Here is a 23,342-nt window from a genome sequence, read left to right as displayed (position 1 = left end):
CGGAAAGTGAAATCCGGGTCCGGCAGGCCCGTCGTGGGGCTCAGTCGTCGTCGCCGAGGACCGGCTCGGGCAGCGTGCCCGCGTTGTGCTCCATCAGACGCCAGCCGCGCGCGCCCTCGCCGAGGACCGACCAGCAGCAGTTCGAGAGGCCACCCAGGCTCTCCCAGTGCTGGGACTCCAGGCCGAGGAGCCGGCCGATGGTGGTGCGGATCGTGCCGCCGTGGCTCACCACGACGAGCGTGCCGTCCTCGGGAAGCTTGTCGGCGTGCTCCAGGACCACCGGGGCGGCCCGGTCGGCCACCTCGGTCTCCAGTTCGCCGCCGCCCCGGCGCACGGGCTCGCCGCGCTTCCACGCGGCGTACTGCTCGCCGTACCGCGCCACGATCTCGTCGTGGGTCAGTCCCTGCCACTCCCCCGCGTACGTCTCGCGCAGCGCGGAGTCGTGGGCGACGGCGTGGCCGGTGAGCACGGCCAGCTCGGCGGCGGTGGCCGCCGCCCGCTTCAGGTCGGAGGCCACGATGGCGTCCGGCTTCAGCGCGGCGAGCAGCCGGGCCGCCCGGCGCGCCTGGGCGGCGCCGGCCTCCGTCAGCTCGATGTCGGTCGAGCCCTGGAAGCGGCGCTCCAGGTTCCAGGAGGTCTGGCCGTGGCGCCAGAGAACAATGCGGCGGCCAGTACCGCCCTTGGTGGTGCTCAGCTCAGCTCACCGTCCGGTCCGTCGGGCAGGCCGGCGGCGTGCTCGGAGAGGTCGACGCCGGTCAGGGCGGCGTGCTCGGCGCCCTTGCCGCGGGTCTTCGCCGCGTCCTCGGGGAGCGGGAGCTCGGGGCAGTCCTTCCACAGGCGCTCGAGCGCGTAGAAGACACGCTCCTCGCTGTGCTGGACGTGGACGACGATGTCGACGTAGTCCAGGAGGATCCAGCGCGCGTCGCGGTCGCCCTCACGGCGGACCGGCTTGGCGCCGAGGTCCTTGTTGAGGCGCTCCTCGATCTCGTCGACGATCGACTTGACCTGGCGGTCGTTGGGCGCGGAGGCGAGCAGGAAGGCGTCGGTGATCGACAGCACATCGCTGACGTCGTACGCGATGATGTCGTGCGCGAGCCGGTCGGCGGCCGCCTGAGCGGCGGCGTTGACGAGCTCGATGGAACGATCCGTGGCGGTCACAAGCAGGCTTTCGTCGGCGGTCCAGTACCCCTCCAGGGTCTCACGGACCGCCGACGGCCCCGCCAACGTTTTCCGGAGCGCCGTTGAGCGCCGTTACCGGGCCCCCGGCACCTTGTAGTCCTGGCCCAGGATCACGGTCACCGCGGCCGCTCCCGAGGGCTTGCCCTTGGTGACCGAGCCGGCCGGCAGACCCAGTGTCTTGGCCACCTCGGCCGCCGTCGCCTTCTGGAGGTCGTCACCGTAGACGACCTGCGACTTCTCCTGGGTGTCCGCCTCGCCGCCGCCCACGAAGGTGTAGCCGCCGTTGATCAGGACGATCCGGGCCGCCTCGGTCGCCTTCTTGCCGGAACCGTCCCGCAGCGAGACCCGGGGCACGTCGCCCGCCTCGGGGGCGGTGACCTTTCCGCCCAGGATGTCCTTCACCACACTGTCGCTCGCGCCCTCGGTCAGCGCGCCATCCTGCCCCACCGGGAGCAGGGCCGTCTTGTAGTCGCCGACCTTGGCGTGCTCGGCGAGCTTGGCCAGGGCGGCGCCCAGGTCCTTCTCGGAGAGCGAGGGGTCGAAGATCTGGGTGAGGCTCTCGACGGTCATCGTGGCGGACTCGGGATTGTCCGAGATCTTGCGCAGCACCGCGTACATGACCTGTCCGAAGCGCTGGAGCTGCTTGGTCTCGGCCTCGCCGGGTGCCCGGTAGGTCGCGTAGGCGACAGCGGCGCGGCCGTTCAGGGACTGCTTCTCGCCCTTCCTGACCAGCGGATCGGCGCCCTTCTTCGAGTCGGGCACTTCAGTGTCGGTGTCGGTCTCGATACCGCTGACGAGGTCCACGAGGGTGTCCAGGTACGGCGTGTCCAGGCGCCAGGTGCCGGTGATCGGGGCGCCGAGGAGGTTGCCGATCGCCTCACGGGTCCCACTGGACCCGTCGTCCTCGACCGACTTGCCGAGGGTGGTCGCGGCGCCCTCGCCGTCGGCCACGACGACGGAGTTGGGGATCAGGACCGAGGTGCCCTGGCGGGTGGTGGTGTTGTTGACGAGCAGGACGGTGGAGGTCCCGCCTCCCGTGGTGTTGTGGAGGTGGACGACGATCGTGTCGCGCTTCTGCGGACCGGTCGCGGTGTTCCCCTTCCGCTCCTCTTCGGACGCCCCGGGGAGCATGCCCGCGGACCAGAGGTAGCCGACGCCGCCCACGGCCGCGAGGACGAGCACGACGACGAGGGCGATGATCCGGTTGCGGCCCCTGCGCCTGGCCTCCTCGCGCCGCTCGGAACGGCTCTCGGTGAACTTCAGCCAGTCGATGACGTCCTCGGAGTCCTCGTCCGGCTCCTCGATGAACGAGAACTGCTCGGTGCGGTACTCCCGGTCGTCCTCGGGGGCCGGCCGGGCCGGGGCGGAGCGCTCGGAGGCGGGACGCTGACCGGGGACCCCCGCCGGGGCCGCGACGGATGCGGCCGGCGCCACGGGGGGTGCGGCCGGGGCGGCGGGCGCGGCCGGGGCGGCGGGCGCGGCGGCGGGTTCGGGCTGGGCGGCCCACTGCTGCCCCGTGTCGTAGGAGGGGTAGCTGTACCCCTGCTGCCCGTACGGGTCGTACTGCGGCCCATGGGACTGCTGGGACTGCTGAGGTTGCTGGGACTGCCCCTGGTACTGCTGGGGCTGCTCCTGGTATTGCTGCTGCTCCGGATACTGCTGCGGGGCGTACGGGTCGTATCCGTATCCCTGCTGCTGTTGCTGCTGCTGGTACACCGGCTGCCCGTACTCGTCGTAGCCGATGATCTGCGGCTGCGGATAGTACGGGTCGTACGGATGCTGCTGATCGTTCACCGGTGGCCCTCCCCGAAGCTCACTCGCCGCGGTACAACTGGCGCTTGTCGATGTAGCGCACCACGCCGTCCGGGACCAGGTACCAGACGGGATCGCCCTGCGCGACCCTCGCCCGGCAGTCGGTGGAGGAGATGGCGAGCGCGGGAACCTCGACCAGCGAGACGCCGCCCTTGGGCAGTCCGTCGTCGGTGAGGTCGTGGCCCGGCCGGGTGACGCCGATGAAGTGCGCGAGCGAGAAGAGTTCCTCGGCGTCGCGCCAGGTGAGGATCTGCGACAGCGCGTCGGCCCCGGTGATGAAGAAGAGGTCCGAGTCGCTGTTGAGGGAGCGCAGGTCCCGCAGGGTGTCGATGGTGTAGGTCGCGCCGCCGCGGTCGATGTCGATCCGGCTGACCGAGAACTGCGGGTTGGAGGCCGTGGCGATGACCGTCATCAGATAGCGGTCCTCGGCCGCCGAGACGGCCCGGTCGCTCTTCTGCCACGGCTGCCCGGTCGGTACGAACACGACCTCGTCCAGGTGGAACAGGGCGGCGACCTCGCTGGCCGCCACCAGGTGTCCGTGGTGGATCGGGTCGAAGGTTCCGCCCATCACGCCGAGTCGGCGCTTCCCGCGCCCGCCAGTAGGCATTTCCTGCTCTCCCATGCGTGCAGAGCCTACTGGCACGGCAGCGGACGCCGGATCAGGGTCGCCGGTTCAGCGGTCGCGGTTGAAGCGAGTGGTGATCCACAGCAGCAGAAGCAGCGCGCCGAAGGCGCCGAAGCCGGTGAGGTAGGGGCTGAGGCTGTCGTGGTTGCCGCCGTGCTCGGCGCCCTCGGCGAGAGAGACCAGGTTGGCGGCGGTGCTGTGGAGGCTCATCTTCGGCAGACCTATCGATCGGGGATGGGAGCGGAGACTTCGCGCACATCGTATGCGGGCGGTCCGGACGGGCTCACGCCGACTCAGGCACTCGCGTCACGGTCCGTGTTGCCGCCCGGGCCGACGTCGGTGCCGCCGACGGCGCCGTCGGCGGCACTGGCGTCACCCGTGCCGTCGGTGCGGTAGCCGCGCAGCAGGAACCAGGCGAGCAGCACGCCACCCACGATCGAGACCAGCAGCACGATACGGAGCGTGTCGCCCGGCCCCTGCTGCGCGGCGGCCGCGAGCAGGGTGGCGGCGGTGTCGACGGTGTCCGGCATGTCGGTCGTGCTCCTCGGTCGTCCTTGGTGCCCGAGTTATCCACAGGCTCCGGCACACGGTAGCGCCAGCGCCTAGGCTGGGGTTCGTCAGGGGGACGAGCACCGACTCGTACGAACAGGGGGCATCCATGACCGAGAACGACCAGGGGAACGTGCCGAGCAGGCAGCGGAAGCGGTTCCCCGGTATCTCCTCGCGGGCCTACGAGCATCCGGCCGACCGCTCGGCGCTGGTGGCGCTGCGCAAGCTCAGCGGCTTCGACACGGTCTTCAAGGCGCTCAGCGGACTGTTGCCGGAGCGCAGCCTGCGACTGCTCTTCCTCTCGGACTCCGTCCGGGTGAGCGACGCGCAGTTCAGCCATCTCAACGACATGCTGCGGGACGCCTGTTACATCCTGGACCTGGAGAAGGTCCCGCCGATGTACGTGACGCAGGACCCGAAGCCCAACGCGATGTGCATCGGCCTGGACGAGCCGATCATCGTCGTCACCACCGGCCTGGTGGAGCTCCTCGACGAGGAGGAGATGCGTGCGGTCGTCGGCCACGAGGTCGGCCACGCGCTGTCCGGGCACTCCGTCTACCGGACGGTGCTGCTCTTCCTCACGGGTCTGGCGCTCAAGGTCGCCTGGATCCCGCTGGGGAACGTCGCGATCATGGCCATCGTCACGGCGCTGCGCGAGTGGTTCCGCAAGTCGGAGCTCTCCGCCGACCGGGCCGGGCTCCTCGTCGGACAGGACGTGCAGGCGTCGATGCGCGGTCTGATGAAGATCGCCGGCGGCAACCACCTCCACGAGATGAACGTGGACGCGTTCCTCGCCCAGGCCGACGAGTACGAGAAGTCCGGGGACCTGCGGGACTCGGTCCTGAAGATCCTCAACGTGCTGCCGCGCACGCATCCCTTCACCACCGTCCGGGCGGCGGAGCTGAGGAAGTGGTCGGAGAGCCGCGACTTCCAGCGGATCATGGACGGTCACTACCCGAAGCGCTCGGAGGACAAGGACACCTCGGTCACGGACTCCTTCCGCGAGTCGGCGGGGCACTACGCCGACACCGTGCGGACCAGCAAGGATCCTCTGATGAAGCTGGTCGGCGACATAGCCGGTGGCGCCGGGGACCTGGCGGGCGACCTGGGCGGGAAGCTGCGCAACGCCTTCGGCGGCGGCCAGGGCCCGAAGAAGCCGGACGCCGCCGGGACCGACGGATCCGACGGAACCGACGGGGACGGCAAGAGCGGCCCGGACAGCGGCAACAGCGGCACCGGGGACGCTCAGTAACGAGGGCCGAGCGCGCTCGGCCCTCAGAGTGAGGGCTGGGCGGCCGGTGCCAGCGCTCCGCACAGTGAGGGGGCGGCGGGCCGGCCCGTGGCGTACGGGTCGGTGACCGGCGGTCCGCCGCCCACGTCGGAGGCCCTCGCTCCGGCCAGGAGCGGCTTCAGGGAACCGGAGGTGTCCGCGCCGCACGCCTGCGGGCCCGCCTCGACGGTGCTGGTCACCAGCTCGGCCCGGTGCATGCGCAGGTCCTCGCGGTCGAAGCGGAAGTGCACCTCACGGTGGACGGTGAAGAGCGAGGCCTGACCGACCGGTCCCGCGCCCTGGGAGGCCGGGCGGAGGGCGTAGGTGTACGTATGGTCCGCGGTGACGTCCAGGGTGTCGGGACCGGTCTCCTCGAAGCGGAGGGTGCCCTGGACACGGGCCGCGGGGTCCGCGAGGACGGCCTGGCGCGGGTCGAAGCGGACCAGCCAGGCGGCGAGGGCGTGCCGGCCGTCGTCGGCCGGTGCCTCCACGCTCCGGTCGAACTGTTCCAGCTGGTCGGGGTCGAGCAGCAGGCGCGCGGGGCGCACGGTGACCCCGGACAGGACGTCGGGCTCCAGGGACGAGGCCACCAGATAGTCCTTGGCGATGCTCAGGGCGGTGACGACCTGACTCTCGGCGAAGTGGGTGGTGCGGCCCGCGACAGGGAGGTTGATGCCGGCGGCTCCCGTGCGGTACTCGGCGACCGGGCTGTGGTCGAAGAGCCGGTCGGGCACACCGCCGACGACGGGGCCCTGCGGGGCGAGCGGGACCACGGTGGTCCGCAGTGGCTCGGCCCGCTGGTCGACGGGCGGCTGGTAGGGGTTGCGGACGCCCAGATAGATGGCCGTACCGAAGGCGAGGAGGATCAGCAGGACCAGCATGAGGGCCTGGCGGGAGCCGCTCCGGCCCTCCCAGGAGGAGGGGCGGCTGCGGACGGCCTCGGTGTGCTCGCCCATCCGCTCCCGGGCCGAGAACTCCTGGAGGTGGGCAGCACGGACGAACGCCTCGTCGAAGACGACGGACCTGTACTCGTCCTCACCACCGGGGAGACCCTCGGGTGTCCCCTCAGGCGGGTCGCCACGCCCTGCCATACCTTCAGGGTAGGTCGGCGCGGGCTTCGGTAAACGCCCAGGTACACGACAAGTTCGGAAGAATTCCGCCGTCAGGGTGGGTATGCGCCGCCAGAGAGCCGTACGGCTCGACCACTCGGGGGACGCGGGCCGGCCGAGACCCTGCCGGGGGACGTGGAGCGGTCCCACTCGGGGGACGAGGAGCGCCTGCGTCGGGGGCCGAGGAGGGCCTATTCGGGGGACGCGGAGCGGGCCGCGGGCGCGTGGGCGGCGGGCGGGGCCGGGTTCGGATTGGGCGTGTCGACACCGGTCGTGGCCGGCGGCGGGATCTGGTCCTGGCGGTTGGCGGCCGCACCCCGGTAGACGGCGCTGAACGCCAGGGCGACCATGCCGACCCCCATGACGAGGGCGAGGAGCCAGGCGACGGGCCGGTGCCAGCGGGCGCTGCCCCGGTAGGGGCGCAGAGCGCCGCCGTGGCGGCCGTAGGGGCTGGCGTCGTCGCCGACGTCGTCCGGCTCGTAGGTGAGGCCGGAGGGGTCGTGGAAGTCCTCGTAGAGGTCGTCGTCGCCCGATCCTCCGCCGGCCAGGGCGCGGGCCGACTCGGCCTCCGCGCGGGCCTGGGCGGCGGCGAGGAGCCGCTCGACAGCGGTGGGTTCGTGAACGGTCGCGGCCCGTACGAAGTCCTCGTCGAACACCACGTCGGCGTAGACCTCGTCGGCGCCTCCGCGGTCGACAGAGTCCTCAGGGTCCCCGCCGTCCTGGAACGGCGTGCCCCCCACGTCGTCCGGCACGGATTCAGAGTAGACCCGCGAGGTGGTTTTGGGCAGGGAGAGTGCGAACCCTCCCCGCCCGTACCGAAAGGAGTGATTACCGCACGTGACCGTCGCCGGTGACGATGTACTTGGTCGAGGTGAGCTCCGGAAGGCCCATGGGGCCCCGGGCGTGCAGCTTCTGGGTGGAGATGCCGATCTCCGCGCCGAAGCCGAACTGTCCGCCGTCCGTGAACCGGGTGGAGGCGTTCACGGCGACCGTGGTGGAGTCGACCAGCTGGGTGAAGCGGCGCGCCGCGGCCTGCGAGGTGGTGACGATGGCCTCGGTGTGACCGGAGGACCAGGTCCGGATGTGCTCGACGGCCTTGTCGAGGGAGTCGACGACGGCGGCGGCGATGTCGTACGAGAGGTACTCGGTCTCCCAGTCCTCCGGCGTGGCCGGTACGACGGTGGCCTTGGAGCCCTCGGCGAGGGCGATGACCCGCTCGTCGGCGTGGACGGTGACGCCGGCCTCGGCGAGCGCGTCGAGGGCCCTGGGCAGGAAGGCCGCGGCGACGTCCTGGTGGACGAGGAGGGTCTCGGCGGCGTTGCAGACGCTGACCCGGTGGGCCTTGGAGTTGATCAGGATGTCGACGGCCATGTCGAGGTCGGTCTGGGCGTCGACGTAGACGTGGCAGTTGCCGGTGCCGGTCTCGATGACCGGGACGGAGGACTCCTCGACGACCGTCTTGATCAGGGAGGCTCCGCCGCGCGGGATGAGGACGTCGACGAGGCCGCGGGCGCGCATCAGCTCACGGACCGATTCGCGGGACTCGCCGGGGACGAGCTGGATGGCGTCCGCGGGCAGCCCGGCGCCGCCGATGGCGTCGCGCAGGACCTTCACCAGGGCGCTGTTGGAGGCGTAGGCGGAGGACGAGCCGCGGAGCAGGACGGCGTTGCCTGACTTGAGGCAGAGGGCGGCGGCGTCGACGGTGACGTTGGGCCGGGCCTCGTAGATGATGCCGACGACGCCGAGCGGGACGCGGACCTGGCGCAGGTCGATGCCGTTGGGCAGGGTCTGGCCCCGGACGACCTCGCCGACGGGGTCGGGCAGCGCGGCCACGTGGCGGACATCGGCGGCGATGGCCCGGACGCGCTCGGGGGTGAGGGTGAGTCGGTCGATGATCGCCTCGCTGGTCCCGGCTTCGCGGGCCTTGGCGATGTCCTCGGCGTTGGCCTCGACGATCTCGGCGGTGCGCACTTCGAGGGCGTCCGCGATCGCCAGCAGGGCGTCGTCCTTGGCCGCGCGCGGGAGTGGCGCGATTTCGGCGGCGGCGCCACGGGCCCGGTAGGCGGCCCGGGTGACCGGGGACAGGTTGTCGAGGGGCGTGAGCGAGGTCATGCCCGCAGGGTACTGGCACCCCTGCGGACATCCCTCACGTATCCCGCACTGCGAGACGTACAGGCGCTGCGGCGAGACGCACGGCCCCGGCCACGGCCCTGTACGGCGAGACGCGCGGCCCTCAGTAGGGGTGGACGCCGACCGGGGCCGCGGGCGGTGGGCCGTAGCCCTCCGCGATCCGCTGGTGGTAGGTCTCGCGGTCGATGACCTCGAGGCCGACGATCTCCCACGGCGGCAGCTTGGCGGTCTGCCGGTGCTCGCCCCACAGGCGCAGGGCGACGGCCGCGGCGTCGTGCAGGTCGCGGGCCTCCTCCCAGTACCGGATCTCGGCGTGATCGTTGGCGTACCGGCTGGTCAGCAGGAAGGGGTGGTCGTGGGCCAGCTGTTCGAGCCCTCGTCGCACCTCCTTCAGCGGTGACTCCACACCCGACACGCTGAGCGTGATGTGCCAGAGTTTGGACACGGGCTGTTCCTTGGCGCGTGCCTCACGTGCCTCGCGAACCTCGCGTGTCTCGGTGGTGGTCTCGGTCTTGGTGTCCGTGGACCTGTCCCGTGCCTCGTCGAAGTCGGCTCCGGCCTCGACACTGGTCAGGGCGCGTTCGGCAGTCCCTCGGGGCGGTGCCCCTGGGCGCGCTCGTCTCACCGGCGGCCTCCTGTGTGATGCGTGTGGTGCTGTACCCCGCCCTGCTCTCTTACCCCCGAGACAAAGTTGACCAGCCCGAGGCGGCACGTGGGGCGGTTTTGGTAAACGTCCCTTCCGGATGGCCGCACTTTCAGCCGTTTCGGGAGGGTCGCGAGGGTCAGCGGATGACGACCAGGTCGTCGCGGTGGACGACCTCGCGCTCGTACTCGGGTCCGAGCTCCTTGGTGAGCTCGGGGGTGGAGCGCCCGAGCATCCGGGGCATCTCCTTGGCGTCGAAGTTGACGAGTCCGCGGGCGACGGCCCGGCCGGCGGTGTCGCGCAGTTCGACCGGGTCGCCCGCCACGAAGTCGCCCTCGATGCCCGCGACACCAGCCGCGAGCAGGGACTTCTTTCCTTCGACGACGGCTCGTACGGCTCCGTCGTCGAGGGTGAGAGAGCCCTGCGGGGTGGAGGCGTGGGCCAGCCACAGGAGCCGGTCCGCGGAGCGGCGGCCGGTGCGGTGGAAGTACGTACCGGTGTCGCGCCCGGCGAGGGCGTCGGCGGCGCGGCTCGCGGAGGTGAGGACCACGGGGATGCCGGCGGCGGCGGCGATCCGGGCGGCCTCGACCTTGGTGACCATGCCACCGGTGCCGACGCCCGCCTTTCCGGCGGAGCCGATCTCCACATGGGCGATGTCGTCGGGGCCGGTGACCTGGGCGATCCTCGACGTGCCGGGCTTGGAGGGGTCCCCGTCGTAGAGGCCGTCGACGTCGGAGAGCAGGACGAGCAGGTCGGCGCGGACGAGATGGGCGACGAGGGCGGCGAGCCGGTCGTTGTCGCCGAAGCGGATCTCGTCGGTGGCGACGGTGTCGTTCTCGTTGACGACCGGCAGCGCGCCCATCGCGAGGAGCTGGTCGAGGGTCCGGTAGGCGTTGCGGTAGTGGGCGCGCCTGCTGGTGTCGTCGGTGGTGAGGAGGACCTGGCCGACGCGGACGCCGTAGCGGGCGAAGGAGGCGGTGTACCGGGCGACGAGGAGGCCCTGGCCGACGCTGGCGGCGGCCTGCTGCCGGGCGAGGTCCTTGGGACGGCGGGTGAGGCCGAGCGGTGCGAGTCCTGCGGCGATGGCGCCGGAGGAGACGAGGACGATCTCCTTCTCGCCGCCGCTGCGGACCTTGGCGAGCACGTCGACGAGGGCGTCGACGCGGTCGGCGTCGAGGCCTCCGGAGGCGGTGGTGAGGGAGGAGGAGCCGACCTTGATGACGATCCTGCGGGCCTCCGTCACATATCGCCTCGCGTCGTCCGTCTCTCCGGTCATCTGCGTCGTCACCTGTGCCGCCACCTGCGTCGTCCTCACTCAGCTGTCCCACGCGCCGCGTGTTCCCGCCGCGACTGCCAGGCAATCTACGCGAGCCGGGAGGGCTGCCGCTCGTCCGTTTCGCTCCCTGGACCGGAGTCGTCGGTGTCCTGCCCGTTGTTCCGGGGGACGAGGATCCGCTGGGAGATGAGGTAGGTGAAGGGGATGGCGACGACGGCCGCGACGAGTGGCGCGATTCTGTCGTCCATCCCGGCCCAGGTGACGAGCGCGTACAGACCGACGCTCTGCACCAGGTAGTTGGTGACGTTGGTGAGCGGGAAGAGGGCGAACTTCTTCCAGGTCGGCCGGGTGCGGTAGGTGAAGTACGTGTTGAGGAAGAAGGAGCCGATCATGCTGAGGACGAAGGCGAGGGAGTACGCGGCGAAGTACGGCATCCACGGGTGGAGCAGCAGGTAACAGCCGAAGAAGGTACCGGTGTTGACGCCGCCGACGAGGGCGAAGCGGAAGATCTCGGCGAGCCGTCCGCGCCGCGCGGTGGGAGTCCCGTCTCCCATCAGTGCTCTCCGTCGGTGGCCACGACGCGGATCCGTTCGGCGGCGGCGCGCTCGGACGCCCCGCGGCCGAAGGAGCGGTGGGTCTCCTTGACGAGGAAGTGCGGCCGGCGCTTCGTCTCGTAGTAGATGCGGCCGATGTACTCGCCGATCAGCCCCAGCATCACCATCTGTACTCCCCCGAGTCCCGCGATGATCGCGACCAGGGTGACGTATCCGGGGGCGGTGACGCCCTGGGTGAGGGCGGCGACGACGACCCAGGCCGCGTAGAGGGCGGCGAGGCCGGTGAGTGTCATGCCGAGCCAGAGGGCGATGCGCAGCGGACGGTTGTTGAAGGAGATCAGCCCGTCCATGCCGTAGTTGATCAGGGAGCTGAACTTCCACTTCGTCTCACCGCCTTCGCGTGCGGCGTTCTGATAGTCGAAGGTGACGGTGTCGAAGCCGATCCAGGAGAAGAGGCCCTTGGAGAAGCGGTTGTACTCGGGCAGCGAGAGCAGCGCGTCGACGGCGGGGCGGGACAGGAGGCGGAAGTCGCCGACGCCGTCGGTGAGTTCCACGTCGACCCAGCGGTTGACCGCCCGGTAGTACATCCGGCTGAGCGCGGAGCGGAGCTTCTTGTCGCCTTCGCGGGTCCGGCGCGCGATGACCTGGTCGTGGCCCTGGTGGTGCAGGTCCAGCATGCGCGCGAGGAGCTCGGGCGGGTGCTGGAGGTCGGCGTCCATGATGACCACGGCGTCACCGGTGGACTTGCGCAGGCCGGCGAGCATGGCGGCCTCCTTGCCGAAGTTGCGGCTGAAGGAGGCGTACTGGGTGCGGTGCGGGTGCCGGGCGGCGATCTCGCGCAGCTTGTCCAGCGTTCCGTCGGAGCTGCCGTCGTCGACGTAGCAGATCTCGTAACCGACGGGGAGGGTGTCGAGCACCTGGCGCATCCGCGCGTCGAAGCGTTCGACGACGTCCTCCTCGTTGAAGCAGGGGACGACGACGGAAAGCCTGGTCATGAACGGTCACTCCAGAGGGATGGGCAAGAGTACGTCCTGAGGGACCGCCACCGAACTCGCCTTCGAGCAGCGCGGCCACGGTACGAAGGGGCGGTGACCGTCCGGCGTCGCCCGGGTGGCCGCGCCCGGTCGGCATGTCGTCCATGCGGCAAAGCATGTGAGCAAGATATTGGTATACACGGCATTTTTTGTCTTTTGTCACCCGTAGAGCCGTTGTGCCGATACCTTGGCGACGCCACGGAGGCGGCGCCCTCGTGCCACGGAACTCGGCCCCCTGGAGCAATGCCCCGTGAGTAGAACGACCCTGTCGGACCTCGGTGACGCACGGATGTCGGACGAAGAAGAACAGAACAGCGACGCGGCGCGCGGCCTCCGGCAGGCACTCCCCTGGATCGCGCTGGTCATCGCCACCGGAGCGGGTGCGCTGCTCTCGGTCGGCGCCTTCCTGGGTCTGTACGTACGGCCCACGTCGGACGACTGGTGCGCCCTGTGGAAGACCCGGGACATGGGGGTCCTCGGCATCACGTCGGACTTCTACCTCACCCAGAACGGACGCGTCACCAACGCCCTCCTGACCGGGCTGCTCTACTCCGACGACATGCGGGGGCCGAAACTGCTGCCGGCCTTCCTCGTGGTCGCGCTCGGCTCGGGACTGTTCCTCCTCGCCCGCGCCACCCTGCGGGCGCTCCGGCTGCCGTTCCCGGCGGCGGCGGCCGCGGCGGCGGTCCTGGTGCTCGAAGCGCTGCTGTTCTTCGCGGGGACCCGCGCGTACCAGGTGCTGCTCTGGGCTCCGGCCACCATCTCCCACACCCTCCCGAGCGTCCTCGGCGTCTGGGCGGTGCTCATGGCCGTGGGGGCCGCCCGCAGCCGCCGGCGCTGGGCGCGGGGCACCGCCGTCGGCGCCGCGGCGGTGCTCGGCACCGCGGCCGGCATGCTCAGCGAGCCCTTCGTCGCGATGTCCGGGCTGATCGCCGCCGCGGCGGGCGTGCTCTGCCTGCCCCGGTTCGGCCGGACGCGCGACCGGTTCGCGTCGACCTGGTGCGCGGCCTGGTGCCTGGGCCTCCTGATCGGCCTGGTGCTGCTCACCACCTCCCCCGGCGCCCGCTGGCGGCGCGCCCAGCAGCCGAAGGAGCCGCTGACCCTGGCCGGGGCCGGGGAGACGGTCCGCGACTGGTACCGGATCTGGGAGACGATCGGCGGGCAGTGGGCATACGTCGGCGCTCTCGCGGCCGGGGTGCTCCTCGGCCTCGCGGTGGCCCTCTCGGCGCGCCGCCCGCACGGCGGGGACACGGGGGCCGACGGCGAGGAGGCCGGGACCGGCCGGACCTCGGGCGGAACGTTTCGCGTCGCCGTCCTGGTGCTGCCCCTGCCGCTGATCGCGCTCGGGAGCCTGGTGGCCGCGTACGGACTGCGCAGCGGCTACGGGGTGGGCGGCTGGACGTACGCGCGCACGTGGACCAGTTTCGTGGTGCCGTTCCTGCTGGCGCTCTGCGGCTACGGGGCGTGGCTGGGGTACCGCCTGGGGCGCGGGCTCGTCGCGTCGCCGGCACCGGCACCGGGGGACGGGCGCGGGCTCGTCTCGCCGCCTGCGCCGGCCGCCGGGGACGGGCCCGAGCGCGGGGCGGCGCCGTCACCCCCCGGTGTCCGCGCCGCCCGGCTCGCGGCCCTGGTCGTCACCGGCGCCGTGGCCGTGGCGAGCACGGCGGCCCTGGTGCCCGCGGTGCGGACGCTGACCACGCACACGGTGGCGCGCAGCCTGGCATGGGACCGGCAGGACGCCCGGATCCGGGCGGAGGTGGCGGCCGGCCGCAGCGAGGTCACGTACCGCCCGCTGTACATCGGCGGGCTCGCCGAGCCCTTTTTCACGAAGGTGTACGAGAAGGACTGGGCCGCCCGGTGTACGGCCGGGTACTACGGCGTGGACCGGATCAACCGGCCCTGACCGAACACCCCTGCGAGGGGTGACATTGCGTAACGGATAGTGAACACCAGGTAGTTTGAGGGGGAGTGGACGAACGACAAGTGAATCGAGGTGCACGTGCCTGACGTCTCCGTGATCGTCATCGCCTACAACGACGCAGAGCGTCTGCCGGCGGCCGTCCGGTCGGTGCTGGAGCAGACCCTGCACGGCGTCGAGGTCGTCATCGTCGACGACTGCAGCAAGGACGACACCTTCACGGTCGCCCAGGCTCTCGCCGCCGAGAACCCGGACCGGGTCCGGGCGTTCCAGCTGCCGGAGAACAGCGGCGGCTGCGGTGCCCCCCGCAACCACGGCATCCAGCGCGCCACCGGTACGTACGTCATGTTCCTCGACAGCGACGACGTGCTGGAGCGCAACGCCTGCCGCAACATGCTCGACGCCGCCGAGAGCACCGGCTCCGACCTGGTCTCCGGCCTCTGCGTCCGTGTCCACCTCGACAGCCGCCGCAAGAAGACCACCGAGTGGTATCCCTGGCTCTACGCGCAGACCCGGACGATCGAGTCGATCACCGAGCTGTCCGACCTGCTGGTGTTCGACACCCTGTCGACGAACAAGTGCTACCGGCGCGCGTTCCTCCTCGAACAGGGTCTGGAGTTCCCGGTCGGCATCCACTACGAGGACCTGCTCTTCTCCGCCCAGGCCTACGTCGCCGCGCGCCGGATCACGCTCATCCCGAACCACGTCTACTACTGGAACGTGCAGGAGAACGCCGCCGCCAAGTCGATCAGCAACCGGCGCCACGAGATCGCCAACTTCGTGCACCGCATGGAGATCCACCGCCGGGTGGACGCCCTCCTGGAGAGCAAGGGCTACGACGAGCTCAAGTACCGCAAGGACATCAAGTTCCTCAAGCACGACCTCGTCCTCCACCTGCGCGACCTGCCGCTGCTCGGCGACGACTACCGGCGCGAGTTCGCCCGGCTGGCCAACGGCTACCTCGCCGAGATCGACCCCCGGGCGTACGAGGAGGTGCAGCGCATGCACGCCATCTGCGCCTACCTGCTGAGCAAGGAGGACTGGCCCAACCTCCTCCCGGCCACCGACGCGCTCACCAACCCCGGCCGGCTCACCACCCCGCTCGCCGAGCGGGACGGGCAGGTCTACTGGTGCGCCGAGCACCTGGACACCGAGCAGGGCCGCCAGATCCTGGACGTCACCTCCTCCCACTACGACTCGAAACCGCTGACCTCGCTCGCCCTCGGCAACCGGCTGACCTCGTACTCCAGCAGGGCCGGGGTCGTCAGCCTCGCAGGGCGCGTGGTCAACCCGCTGGGCCGGATCCGCCCGGACGCGGAGCTCGGCGCCGTCCTGGAGTTCTCGGCCCGCCGCAGCGTCGGCGGCCGGACCGCCCGCATCCCGGTCACCACGCTCCGGCACGCCGGTGCCTGGATCGAGTGGGAGGGCGAGGCGGACGTCGCCCGCGCGGTCCGTCCGCTCGGCGTCATCGACGCGGTCTGGGACGTCCGGCTGATCCTCACGGTCGACGGGCAGGACCTGCGGACCCGGGTGTCCGTCGGCGGCGCCCCCGTCGACGAGGCCGACAGCCTGCGGATCCGCCCCCGGCTGACCAGGCTGGTGTCCGACCGCTTCGTGCCCCAGGTCACCCGGAAGGGCAATCTGTCCTACGTCCTCACCGCCGAGGGCAGGGCCGCCGTGCACACCACGGCGATGATCGAGGGCGCCATGCGCGGGCGCACCGCCCGGCTGGCGAAGACCGGCCTGCGCCGCCTGCTCAGGGCGAGGAAGGACCTGAACTCGGGCGAGACCAAGCTGCGCGTCTACCACGAGGTCTACAGCCGACTGCCGATCCGCAAGGGCCTGGTGGTCTTCGAGAGCCACCTCGGCAAGCAGTACAGCGACAGCCCCCGGGCCATCTACGAGGAGATGCGCCGCCAGGGCGTCGCCTTCGGGGCCGTCTGGTCGTACGCGGGTGCCAGACCGACCGGCTTCCCCGAGGACGCCACCCTGGTGAAGCGCTGGAGCTGGCCGTATCTGCGGGCGCTGGCGCAGGCCGAGTTCTGGATCGACAACCAGGGCTTCCCGCTGCGGCTCACCAAGCGCGCGGGGACCACGTACATCCAGACCTGGCACGGCACGGCGCTCAAGCGGATGGGCTTCGACGAGCCCCACACCAAGTCGCGCGGCCTCGCCGCCCAGGCCTCCTTCCAGCAGGCCCTGGACCGCTTCGACCACTTCCTGATCCGAGGCGAGCACGACCGGCGCACCCTCGCGCGGGCCTTCCGGCTCCGCGACGAGGTGCTGCTGCCCGTCGGCTACCCGCGCAATGACAGCCTCGTCGAGGCGCGCCGCGCGGAGACGAGGACGGGCCGCCGGGAGCGCGGACCGCTCGCGGCCGAGCTGGGCATCGACCCGGACAAGAAGATCCTGCTGTACGCGCCGACGTTCCGCGCGGCGCCCGGCGGCAAGGTCCGCGCCTTCGAGGCCCCCTTCGACATCGAGGAGTTCGCCGACCGCTTCGGCGACACGTACACACTGCTGATCAGGACGCACTACCTGAACAGCGTGTCGCTGCCGCCGTCGGTCCGGGGCCGGGTCGTCGACGTGTCCCGGCTCCACGACGTCACCCCGCTGCTCGCCCTCGCGGACGGGCTGATCACCGACTACTCGTCCGTGATGTTCGACTACGGGCTGCTCGACCGCCCGATGATCTTCTTCGCGTACGACTACGACGAGTACGCCCAGGAGAACCGCGGCACCTACTTCGACCTGAAGGAACACGCCCCCGGTCCCGTCGTGGCCACGGAGGACGCGCTCTTCGGAGTGATCGCCAACCTGCAGGACGAGGCCGACACCAAGTACGCGGCGGCCCGGCAGCGGTTCAACGCGGACTTCAGCGAGTACGACCGGGGCGACGCGGCCCGCCGGATCGTCACCACGTTCTTCACCGGGAGCGGGAAGTGACCAACGAGACCCATGGGGCGCCCGCGTCCCCCGCGGACGGCGGCCGTGACATCTTCATCGTCGCCAACAGCGTGGACGAGATGGGCGGGGTGACGACCTGGACGCACCAGATGGCCCGGACGTTCACCGACCGGGGCCACCGGGTGCACGTCATCGGGATCCGGCCGGCCCCCGAGGGACGCGGGCACGACTTCCCCGAGCCCTTGCCGTACCCCACCACCACGCTGTACGACGCGCACCCGCCGCAGGTCCGCTCGCTGCGCGGCCTCAGGGGCAGGCTCAACGCCGCCGAACGCCGTCGGCACGCGGTCCGCGCCGCCGGGATGCGGGAGCGGGCCGAGCGGATGACGGCCCTGTTCGCCGCCGCCCGGCCCGGGGCCGTGGTGATCGTGGCCCAGGTGTGGGCGATGGAATGGGTGTCCCTCGCCGACACCAAGGGCCTCGTCGTCATCGGCATGAGCCACGAGTCGTACGCCGCGAGCGCGGCCGCCTCCCGGCTCGCCCGGGTGAAGCGCTACTACCGGGACGTCGACCGGCTGCTCGTCCTCACCCCCGGCGACGCGGACCGCTGGATCCGGGCCGGCATGGACAACGTCGGCCACATGCCCAACGCCCTGCCCTTCATGCCCGCGGCCCCGGTGCCGCGCACCGAGAAGGCCGTCGTCTCCGTCGGCCGCCTCTCGCACGAGAAGGGCGTGGACATACTGCTCGACAGCTGGGCCGAGATCGCGCACCGCCACCCCGACTGGACGCTGCGGATCTACGGCGCCGGGGACGAGGAGGAGTCGCTGCGGCAGCGCACGACCGCCCTCGGTCTCGACGGCTCCGTCGCATGGATGGGGCGTACCAACGACGTCCTCGGGGCGCTCTCCCGGGCCTCGGTCTTCGCCCAGGCCTCGCGCGCCGAGGGCTTTCCGATCACCCTCCTGGAGGCGATGGCGGCCGGGGTGCCCTGCGCCGCGTTCGACTGCGCGCCGGGTGTCCGCGAGATCATCCGGGACGGCGAGGACGGTCTGCTGGCCCGGCTCGGCAACACCGTGGAACTCGGCGGCCGCATCAGCACGCTGATCACCGACAAGGAACTGCGGGACCGCATGGGCGACGCGGCCTTCGAGAACGTCAAGCGGTACTCCGCCGACCGGATCACCGATCGCTGGGAGGCGCTGTTCGCCTTCCTGGAACGCTGAGCGGTACGGGAGAGCGGCGGGTACGGGGAAGGGCCGGGGAGTGGAGACTCCCCGGCCCTTCACACTGCGGTCCCCCGGGCGGTCAGACCGACGCGCCGCGGCGCGCGACCCAGCCGGCCCAGGCCGAGGTGATCATGTCGCGCACGTCGTGACGGGCCTTCCAGCCCAGCTCCGACTCGATGCGGTCGGCGGCGGCGACGACCCGGGCGGGGTCGCCGGGGCGGCGCGGGGTGACGAGCGGCTCGGTGGTGTGACCGGTGATCTCGTTGATCAGCTCGACCATCTCGGTGACGGAGACGCCCTCGCCACGGCCGATGTTGACCGTCAGGTCGCGCGGCTCGCCCGCCTCGGCCCACTCCGCGAGCTTGCGCGCGGCGACGAGGTGCGCGTCGGCCAGGTCCTCGACGTGGATGTAGTCACGGATGCAGGTGCCGTCGGGCGTCGCGTAGTCGTCGCCGAAGATCCGCGGGGCCTCGCCCGCGTCCAGGCGCTCGAAGACCATCGGGACCAGGTTGAAGACGCCGGTGTCGGCCAGCTCGGGGGCCGCCGCGCCGGCCACGTTGAAGTAGCGCAGGCAGGCCGTGGAGATGCCGTGCGCCGCACCCGCGGCGCGCACCAGCCACTCGCCGGCCAGCTTGGTCTCGCCGTACGGGCTCAGCGGCAGGCAGGGGGTCTCCTCGGTGACGAGGTCGACGTCCGGCATGCCGTAGACGGCGGCGGAGGAGGAGAAGAGGAAGTTCCGCACGCCGGCGGCGGCGACGGCCTCCAGGAGGACCGTGAGGCCGATGATGTTCTCGCGGTAGTAGTGCAGCGGCAGCTCGACCGACTCGCCGACCTGCTTCTTCGCGGCGAGGTGGACGACGCCGGTCACGCCGTGCTCGGCGATCGTGCGGTCCAGCACCTCGCGGTCGAGCGTGGAGCCGACCACCAGGGGGACGCCTTCCGGCACCCGCTCCTCGTATCCCGTGGACAGGTCGTCGAGGACGACGACCCGCTCGCCGGCCTGCGTCATGGCACGGACGACATGGGAGCCGATGTAGCCGGCGCCACCGGTGATCAGATAAGTCATTGCCCCAAACCCCTTTCAATGAGAGCTACGGGAGATCCTGCGGAGTTTTGCCCCGATCGCCCGGAGCCCGTCACGGACACCCGGTGCGAGCCGTACCGCCAGCGATCCGTTCGCCGTCGTGTACTGCCGCACCAGCAGTACACCGTACCGGCTGCTCGGCACGAGCGACCGACGCTGCCGTTCCGCCGGCAGTCGGAGCGCCGTCGTGAAGACCGCGCCGTCCGCACAGGTCACCGTGGCCCGGACGTCCCAGAGCTGGACGCCCCGGTTCCCCCCGCGGCGGCCCTCGCGGGCCAGGCCGGTGAGTCCGGCGGGGACACGGCCGGACCAGCCGCCGGCTCCCTCGGTCAGCTCGGTACGGGCGGTACGGGCGGGGGTGTCGGCGCCCCGGGGCAGGAAGTCGACCCGCGCGGTACGGGGAACGGCGGCGCTCAGCCGTCCGTACAGGTCGCGGACGGTGAACCGCAGTTCGCCGCCCACACCCGCGCCCGCGCCGCCCGTCGCTCCGGCGCGCAGGTCACCGTCGACGAGCAGCGGGAGGCCGTCGAGCGGCAGCGCGTCCAGGCCGTCCAGCTCCACGGGGAGGTCCTCGGACCAGACGGCGACGCCCCCGCCGCTCAGGGCGTGGGGCGGCAGCAGCCGGGCGGGGTCGGCGGTGAGCCGGGAGAGCCGCTCCAGGTCCCGCGGCTCCTCGGCGGCCAGGACGAACCGGGCGGCCCAGCGGGCGGGCGCGGCCGCGGCGGCGATCTCGCCCTCCCCGAAGGTCCCGAGGTACGCGCGGGTGAGCTCCCACCACGCGGTGCGGTACGCGACGTCGTGCGACCTCAGGTCACGGGCGTACAGGCGCAGGTCGTGTTCGAGGAACTTGGTGCGGCAGGCGGAGGCGAGTTCCTTGCGGCCGGCCGCCTCGAAGGTCTCCACGGCGGTGCGGTGGGCTCCGATCCGGGCCTGCCAGTTGGCGATGCCGTCCCGGTCGAGGGAGATGGACAGCCGGGCGGTGGCGCGGCGCACATGCCAGATGTAGACGGTGTCGGGGACGACCGCGACGCGCGGGGCGGCGGCCAGGACGCGGGCGGTGAAGAGGAAGTCCTCGTAGACGCAGCGGCCGTCGGGGAAGCGGATGCCGTGCTCGGCGAGGAACGCGCGGTCGTAGACCTTGTTGACGCAGAGCGTGTCGTGCACGAGTGGCAGGAGGTCGTCCGCGGTCTCGAGGACGGCGGGCTCGCGGTAGAGCGCGGGCTGCCAGCGCACATCGCGGCCCTCGGGCAGCTCGCGCCGCACGCAGGCGCCGACCGCGACGGGGGCGCCATGGCGCTCGGCCGCCGCCACCAACGTCTCGGCCGCGCCCTCGGGCAGGACGTCGTCGCTGTCGAGGAATATCACGACGGGCGCGGTGACGGCCCGGAAGCCGTCGTTGCGGGGGGTGCCGCAGCCGCCGCTGTTGACCGTGCGGTGGACGACACGCAGCCGGGGGTGCAGCGCTGCCAGTTCGTCGAGGACCCGGGCCGTACCGTCGCTCGATCCGTCGTCGACGGCGACGACCTCGGCGACGACGGGTCCCTGGTCGAGCACGGACCGGATCGCGTCACCCACCAGCGCCTCGTCGTTGTGCGCGATGACGACGACGCCGAGCTTTCCTGCCACCTCAGTGGACGTGATGCTGCTCACATCGAGGATGCTACGGGCGCCCGAACGCCCGAATGGCCTCTGCCCGACCCGTCCAACAGGACGGGTGAGAGAGGCCATTCGGTTGACGAACCAGAGGGGCAGCGCGAAGCCGTCCCGCTAGAACGGGTCGAACTCGTCGAACGCGCGCTGCGCGTCGTCCCGCTCCGCCTCGCGGTCGCGGCGGCGCTGGGCCGCAGGACGCGGGGCTTCCAGGCGGTGGTCCTCGCCTCGGCGGCCGAGCATTTCGGCGCCGGCCATCATCGTGGGCTCCCAGTCGAAGACGACCGCGTTCTCCAGGGAGCCGATCGCGACGCCGTCGCCCGCGCGGGCGCCCGCCTTCATCAGCTGGTCCTCGACGCCGAGGCGGTTGAGGCGGTCGGCCAGGTAGCCCACGGCCTCGTCGTTGTTGAAGTCGGTCTGGCGGACCCAGCGCTCCGGCTTCTCGCCGCGCACCCGGTACACGTCCTCGGCCTCGTCGTACGTGACCGTGAAGCCCGCGTCGTCGACGGCCTTCGGGCGGATGACGATACGGGTCGCCTCCTCCTGCGGCTTCGACGCGCGCGCCTCGGCGACGATGCCGGCGAGGGCGAAGGAGAGCTCCTTGAGGCCGAGCCGGGCCACGGCGGAGGCCTCGAAGACCTGGTAGCCGCGGGCCTCCAGGTCCGGTCGGATCATGTCCGCGAGGTCCTGGCCGTCGGGGATGTCGACCTTGTTGAGGACGACGATGCGGGGCCGGTCCTCAAGGCCGCCGTACTGCCGCAGCTCCTCCTCGATGATGTCGAGGTCGGTGACGGGGTCACGGTCCGATTCGAGGGTCGCGGTGTCCAGTACGTGCACCAGGACCGAGCAGCGCTCGACGTGGCGCAGGAACTCCAGGCCCAGGCCACGGCCCTGGCTGGCGCCCGGGATCAGACCCGGCACGTCGGCGATCGTGTAGACGGTCGAGCCGGCCGTGACGACGCCCAGGTTCGGGACGAGCGTGGTGAAGGGGTAGTCCGCGATCTTCGGCTTGGCGGCCGACAGGACCGAGATCAGCGAGGACTTGCCGGCGCTCGGGTAGCCGACGAGCGCCACGTCGGCGACGGTCTTCAGCTCCAGGACGATGTCCCGGGCCTCGCCGGGCTCGCCCAGGAGCGCGAAGCCGGGGGCCTTGCGGCGCGCGGAGGACAGCGCCGCGTTGCCGAGGCCGCCGCGGCCGCCCTGGCCCGCGACGAAGGTGGTGCCCTGGCCGACGAGGTCGGCGAGCACGTTGCCCTCCTTGTCGAGGACGACGGTGCCGTCGGGCACGTTCAGGACGAGGTCCTGGCCGTCCTTGCCGGAGCGGTTGTCGCCGGCGCCGGGCTGGCCGTTCGTCGCCTTGCGGTGCGGCGAGTGGTGGTAGTCGAGCAGCGTGGTGATCGCCTGGTCGACGACCAGGATCACATCGCCGCCACGGCCGCCGTTGCCGCCGTCGGGTCCGCCGAGCGGCTTGAACTTCTCCCGGTGAACGGAGGCGCAGCCGTGGCCTCCGTTACCCGCGGCGACATGCAGCTCGACGCGGTCCACGAAGGTGGTCATGGGTGTGCCTCCATCAATTACGTGCGGAATGTCTATCTAGTAACACGCGAAAGGCGGACCCGCTTCCCGAACGGGAAGTGAGGTCCGCCTCCGCAAATGAACCGATCAGGCGACCGGAACGATGTTCACGACCTTGCGGCCACGGTGGGTGCCGAACTGCACCGAACCGGCCTGCAGGGCGAACAGCGTGTCGTCGCCGCCACGGCCGACGCCGGAGCCCGGGTGGAAGTGGGTGCCACGCTGGCGGATCAGGATCTCACCCGCGTTGACGACCTGACCGCCGAAGCGCTTCACGCCGAGCCGCTGGGCATTGGAGTCGCGCCCGTTCCGGGTGGACGATGCGCCCTTCTTGTGTGCCATGTCTCAGTCCCTCTTACTTCGCAGCCGCGGGGATACCGGTGACCTTGATCGCCGTGTACTGCTGACGGTGACCCTGGCGACGGCGGTAGCCGGTCTTGTTCTTGTAGCGCAGGATGTCGATCTTGGCGCCCTTGTGGTGGTCCACGACCTCGGCCGTGACCTTGATACCGGCCAGGACCCACGGGTCGCTGGTCACGGCGTCGCCGTCGACAACGAGCAGGGTCGAGAGCTCGACCGTGTCGCCAACCTTGGCAGTGGAAATCTTGTCAACCTCAACGATGTCGCCGACAGCAACCTTGTGCTGGCGACCACCGCTGCGCACGATGGCGTACACGCGGATCTCTCTCTCACTCGGGATCGAAACCTCTGAAGCCAGCCGCTCACACGGACCCGAGGGCCCGCGGCGTTCCGGAATCGGACGAGCGGCCTCTCCCGACGGGCGGGAGGGAGGTGCTC

The 23,342-nt window shown here is 71.3% G+C and carries 22 protein-coding genes; 4 read left to right on the top strand and 18 right to left on the bottom strand.

Annotated elements, in window-relative coordinates; all coding sequences use genetic code 11:
- Nucleotides 1-40: 40 nt before the first annotated feature.
- The 6 genes from N5875_RS25895 to N5875_RS25870 all read right to left on the bottom strand — a co-directional run bounded on the left by N5875_RS25895 (nucleotide 41) and on the right by N5875_RS25870 (nucleotide 4,146).
- The gene (locus tag N5875_RS25895) at nucleotides 41-694 is read right to left on the bottom strand and encodes a histidine phosphatase family protein (protein ID WP_318211225.1); all 654 of its coding nucleotides are present in this window, start codon (nucleotides 692-694) and stop codon (nucleotides 41-43) included.
- Complete coding sequence (rsfS, locus tag N5875_RS25890; RefSeq protein WP_318211167.1) at nucleotides 691-1,158, bottom strand: ribosome silencing factor; 468 nt, start codon at nucleotides 1,156-1,158, stop codon at nucleotides 691-693. The genes N5875_RS25895 and rsfS overlap by 4 nt, the downstream gene beginning before the upstream one ends.
- A 93-nt stretch (nucleotides 1,159-1,251) precedes the next feature.
- Entirely contained in the window at nucleotides 1,252-2,973 is a 1,722-nt protein-coding gene (locus N5875_RS25885; RefSeq protein ID WP_338496418.1) for an LCP family protein, read from the bottom strand.
- A 19-nt stretch (nucleotides 2,974-2,992) separates the two neighbouring features.
- The gene (nadD, locus tag N5875_RS25880) at nucleotides 2,993-3,613 is read right to left on the bottom strand and encodes a nicotinate-nucleotide adenylyltransferase (RefSeq protein ID WP_079042300.1); all 621 of its coding nucleotides are present in this window, start codon (nucleotides 3,611-3,613) and stop codon (nucleotides 2,993-2,995) included.
- A 51-nt stretch (nucleotides 3,614-3,664) separates the two neighbouring features.
- Nucleotides 3,665-3,826, bottom strand: coding sequence for a hypothetical protein (locus N5875_RS25875; RefSeq protein ID WP_017239290.1), 162 nt, complete (start codon nucleotides 3,824-3,826; stop codon nucleotides 3,665-3,667).
- Nucleotides 3,827-3,909: 83 nt separating this feature from the next.
- The gene (locus tag N5875_RS25870; protein WP_318211226.1) at nucleotides 3,910-4,146 is read right to left on the bottom strand and encodes a hypothetical protein; all 237 of its coding nucleotides are present in this window, start codon (nucleotides 4,144-4,146) and stop codon (nucleotides 3,910-3,912) included.
- Nucleotides 4,147-4,274: 128 nt separating this feature from the next.
- On the opposite strand from N5875_RS25870, the gene N5875_RS25865 reads away from it, so the two are divergent.
- On the top strand, nucleotides 4,275-5,417 hold the full coding sequence (locus tag N5875_RS25865) for a M48 family metallopeptidase (protein WP_338496411.1): 1,143 nt from the start codon (nucleotides 4,275-4,277) through the stop codon (nucleotides 5,415-5,417).
- A 23-nt stretch (nucleotides 5,418-5,440) separates the two neighbouring features.
- Here N5875_RS25865 and N5875_RS25860 read toward each other — a convergent pair whose 3' ends face one another.
- The 7 genes from N5875_RS25860 to N5875_RS25830 form a co-directional block, all read right to left on the bottom strand.
- Entirely contained in the window at nucleotides 5,441-6,526 is a 1,086-nt protein-coding gene (locus tag N5875_RS25860) for a hypothetical protein (protein WP_338496410.1), read from the bottom strand.
- Nucleotides 6,527-6,735: 209 nt separating this feature from the next.
- Nucleotides 6,736-7,296 (bottom strand): hypothetical protein, encoded by a 561-nt coding sequence (locus N5875_RS25855; RefSeq protein ID WP_318211171.1) that lies wholly within the window; start codon nucleotides 7,294-7,296, stop codon nucleotides 6,736-6,738.
- Nucleotides 7,297-7,372: 76 nt separating this feature from the next.
- Nucleotides 7,373-8,656 carry a glutamate-5-semialdehyde dehydrogenase gene (locus tag N5875_RS25850; protein WP_338496408.1) on the bottom strand — a complete coding sequence of 428 codons (1,284 nt, stop codon included), beginning with the start codon at nucleotides 8,654-8,656 and terminating at the stop codon, nucleotides 7,373-7,375.
- Between the two features lie 121 nt (nucleotides 8,657-8,777).
- Nucleotides 8,778-9,299, bottom strand: a complete 522-nt coding sequence (locus N5875_RS25845; protein ID WP_187624528.1) for a hypothetical protein — start codon at nucleotides 9,297-9,299, stop codon at nucleotides 8,778-8,780.
- Nucleotides 9,300-9,456: 157 nt separating this feature from the next.
- Nucleotides 9,457-10,593 carry a glutamate 5-kinase gene (proB, locus tag N5875_RS25840; protein WP_338496405.1) on the bottom strand — a complete coding sequence of 379 codons (1,137 nt, stop codon included), beginning with the start codon at nucleotides 10,591-10,593 and terminating at the stop codon, nucleotides 9,457-9,459.
- Between the two features lie 86 nt (nucleotides 10,594-10,679).
- Entirely contained in the window at nucleotides 10,680-11,147 is a 468-nt protein-coding gene (locus tag N5875_RS25835) for a GtrA family protein (protein ID WP_338496403.1), read from the bottom strand.
- Nucleotides 11,147-12,142 carry a glycosyltransferase family 2 protein gene (locus N5875_RS25830; RefSeq protein WP_318211175.1) on the bottom strand — a complete coding sequence of 332 codons (996 nt, stop codon included), beginning with the start codon at nucleotides 12,140-12,142 and terminating at the stop codon, nucleotides 11,147-11,149. Before N5875_RS25830 ends, N5875_RS25835 begins: the two co-directional genes overlap by 1 nt.
- A gap of 289 nt (nucleotides 12,143-12,431) precedes the next feature.
- Here N5875_RS25830 and N5875_RS25825 point away from each other — a divergent pair, with 289 nt between their 5' ends.
- The 3 genes from N5875_RS25825 to N5875_RS25815 all read left to right on the top strand — a co-directional run bounded on the left by N5875_RS25825 (nucleotide 12,432) and on the right by N5875_RS25815 (nucleotide 18,232).
- Entirely contained in the window at nucleotides 12,432-14,084 is a 1,653-nt protein-coding gene (locus tag N5875_RS25825) for a hypothetical protein (RefSeq protein ID WP_338496402.1), read from the top strand.
- Nucleotides 14,085-14,174: 90 nt separating this feature from the next.
- Nucleotides 14,175-17,045, top strand: coding sequence for a CDP-glycerol glycerophosphotransferase family protein (locus tag N5875_RS25820; RefSeq protein ID WP_318211177.1), 2,871 nt, complete (start codon nucleotides 14,175-14,177; stop codon nucleotides 17,043-17,045).
- Nucleotides 17,042-18,232, top strand: coding sequence for a glycosyltransferase (locus tag N5875_RS25815; protein ID WP_318211178.1), 1,191 nt, complete (start codon nucleotides 17,042-17,044; stop codon nucleotides 18,230-18,232). Before N5875_RS25820 ends, N5875_RS25815 begins: the two co-directional genes overlap by 4 nt.
- 82 nt (nucleotides 18,233-18,314) lie before the next feature.
- Here N5875_RS25815 and galE read toward each other — a convergent pair whose 3' ends face one another.
- The 5 genes from galE to rplU form a co-directional block, all read right to left on the bottom strand.
- Entirely contained in the window at nucleotides 18,315-19,301 is a 987-nt protein-coding gene (galE, locus tag N5875_RS25810; RefSeq protein WP_318211179.1) for a UDP-glucose 4-epimerase GalE, read from the bottom strand.
- 15 nt (nucleotides 19,302-19,316) lie between these two features.
- A complete protein-coding gene (locus tag N5875_RS25805; RefSeq protein WP_338496398.1) occupies nucleotides 19,317-20,969 on the bottom strand; it encodes a glycosyltransferase family 2 protein in 1,653 nt (550 codons plus the stop codon).
- 117 nt (nucleotides 20,970-21,086) lie between these two features.
- On the bottom strand, nucleotides 21,087-22,526 hold the full coding sequence (obgE, locus tag N5875_RS25800) for a GTPase ObgE (RefSeq protein ID WP_318211181.1): 1,440 nt from the start codon (nucleotides 22,524-22,526) through the stop codon (nucleotides 21,087-21,089).
- A gap of 105 nt (nucleotides 22,527-22,631) precedes the next feature.
- On the bottom strand, nucleotides 22,632-22,886 hold the full coding sequence (rpmA, locus tag N5875_RS25795) for a 50S ribosomal protein L27 (RefSeq protein ID WP_030317577.1): 255 nt from the start codon (nucleotides 22,884-22,886) through the stop codon (nucleotides 22,632-22,634).
- 13 nt (nucleotides 22,887-22,899) lie between these two features.
- Entirely contained in the window at nucleotides 22,900-23,220 is a 321-nt protein-coding gene (gene rplU / locus N5875_RS25790; protein ID WP_015033583.1) for a 50S ribosomal protein L21, read from the bottom strand.
- Nucleotides 23,221-23,342 lie beyond the last annotated feature (122 nt).

This window comes from Streptomyces sp. SJL17-4 (assembly GCF_036826855.1).
In the GTDB taxonomy this organism is placed as follows: Bacteria; Actinomycetota; Actinomycetes; order Streptomycetales; family Streptomycetaceae; genus Streptomyces.
Note: the sequence above shows the minus strand (reverse complement) of the source record. Positions and strands in the feature narration are given on the sequence as shown.

Bases quoted from the DNA above. Each gene is read 5' to 3' on its own strand.
- nadD (WP_079042300.1), bottom strand. From the start codon at position 3,613: ATGGGAGAGCAGGAAATGCCTACTGGCGGGCGCGGGAAGCGCCGACTC.
- N5875_RS25875 (WP_017239290.1), bottom strand. From the start codon at position 3,826: ATGAGCCTCCACAGCACCGCCGCCAACCTGGTCTCTCTCGCCGAGGGC.
- N5875_RS25870 (WP_318211226.1), bottom strand. From the start codon at position 4,146: ATGCCGGACACCGTCGACACCGCCGCCACCCTGCTCGCGGCCGCCGCG.
- N5875_RS25865 (WP_338496411.1), top strand. From the start codon at position 4,275: ATGACCGAGAACGACCAGGGGAACGTGCCGAGCAGGCAGCGGAAGCGG.
- N5875_RS25860 (WP_338496410.1), bottom strand. From the start codon at position 6,526: ATGGCAGGGCGTGGCGACCCGCCTGAGGGGACACCCGAGGGTCTCCCC.
- N5875_RS25850 (WP_338496408.1), bottom strand. From the start codon at position 8,656: ATGACCTCGCTCACGCCCCTCGACAACCTGTCCCCGGTCACCCGGGCC.
- proB (WP_338496405.1), bottom strand. From the start codon at position 10,593: ATGACCGGAGAGACGGACGACGCGAGGCGATATGTGACGGAGGCCCGC.
- N5875_RS25835 (WP_338496403.1), bottom strand. From the start codon at position 11,147: ATGGGAGACGGGACTCCCACCGCGCGGCGCGGACGGCTCGCCGAGATC.
- N5875_RS25830 (WP_318211175.1), bottom strand. From the start codon at position 12,142: ATGACCAGGCTTTCCGTCGTCGTCCCCTGCTTCAACGAGGAGGACGTC.
- galE (WP_318211179.1), bottom strand. From the start codon at position 19,301: ATGACTTATCTGATCACCGGTGGCGCCGGCTACATCGGCTCCCATGTC.
- obgE (WP_318211181.1), bottom strand. From the start codon at position 22,526: ATGACCACCTTCGTGGACCGCGTCGAGCTGCATGTCGCCGCGGGTAAC.
- rpmA (WP_030317577.1), bottom strand. From the start codon at position 22,886: ATGGCACACAAGAAGGGCGCATCGTCCACCCGGAACGGGCGCGACTCC.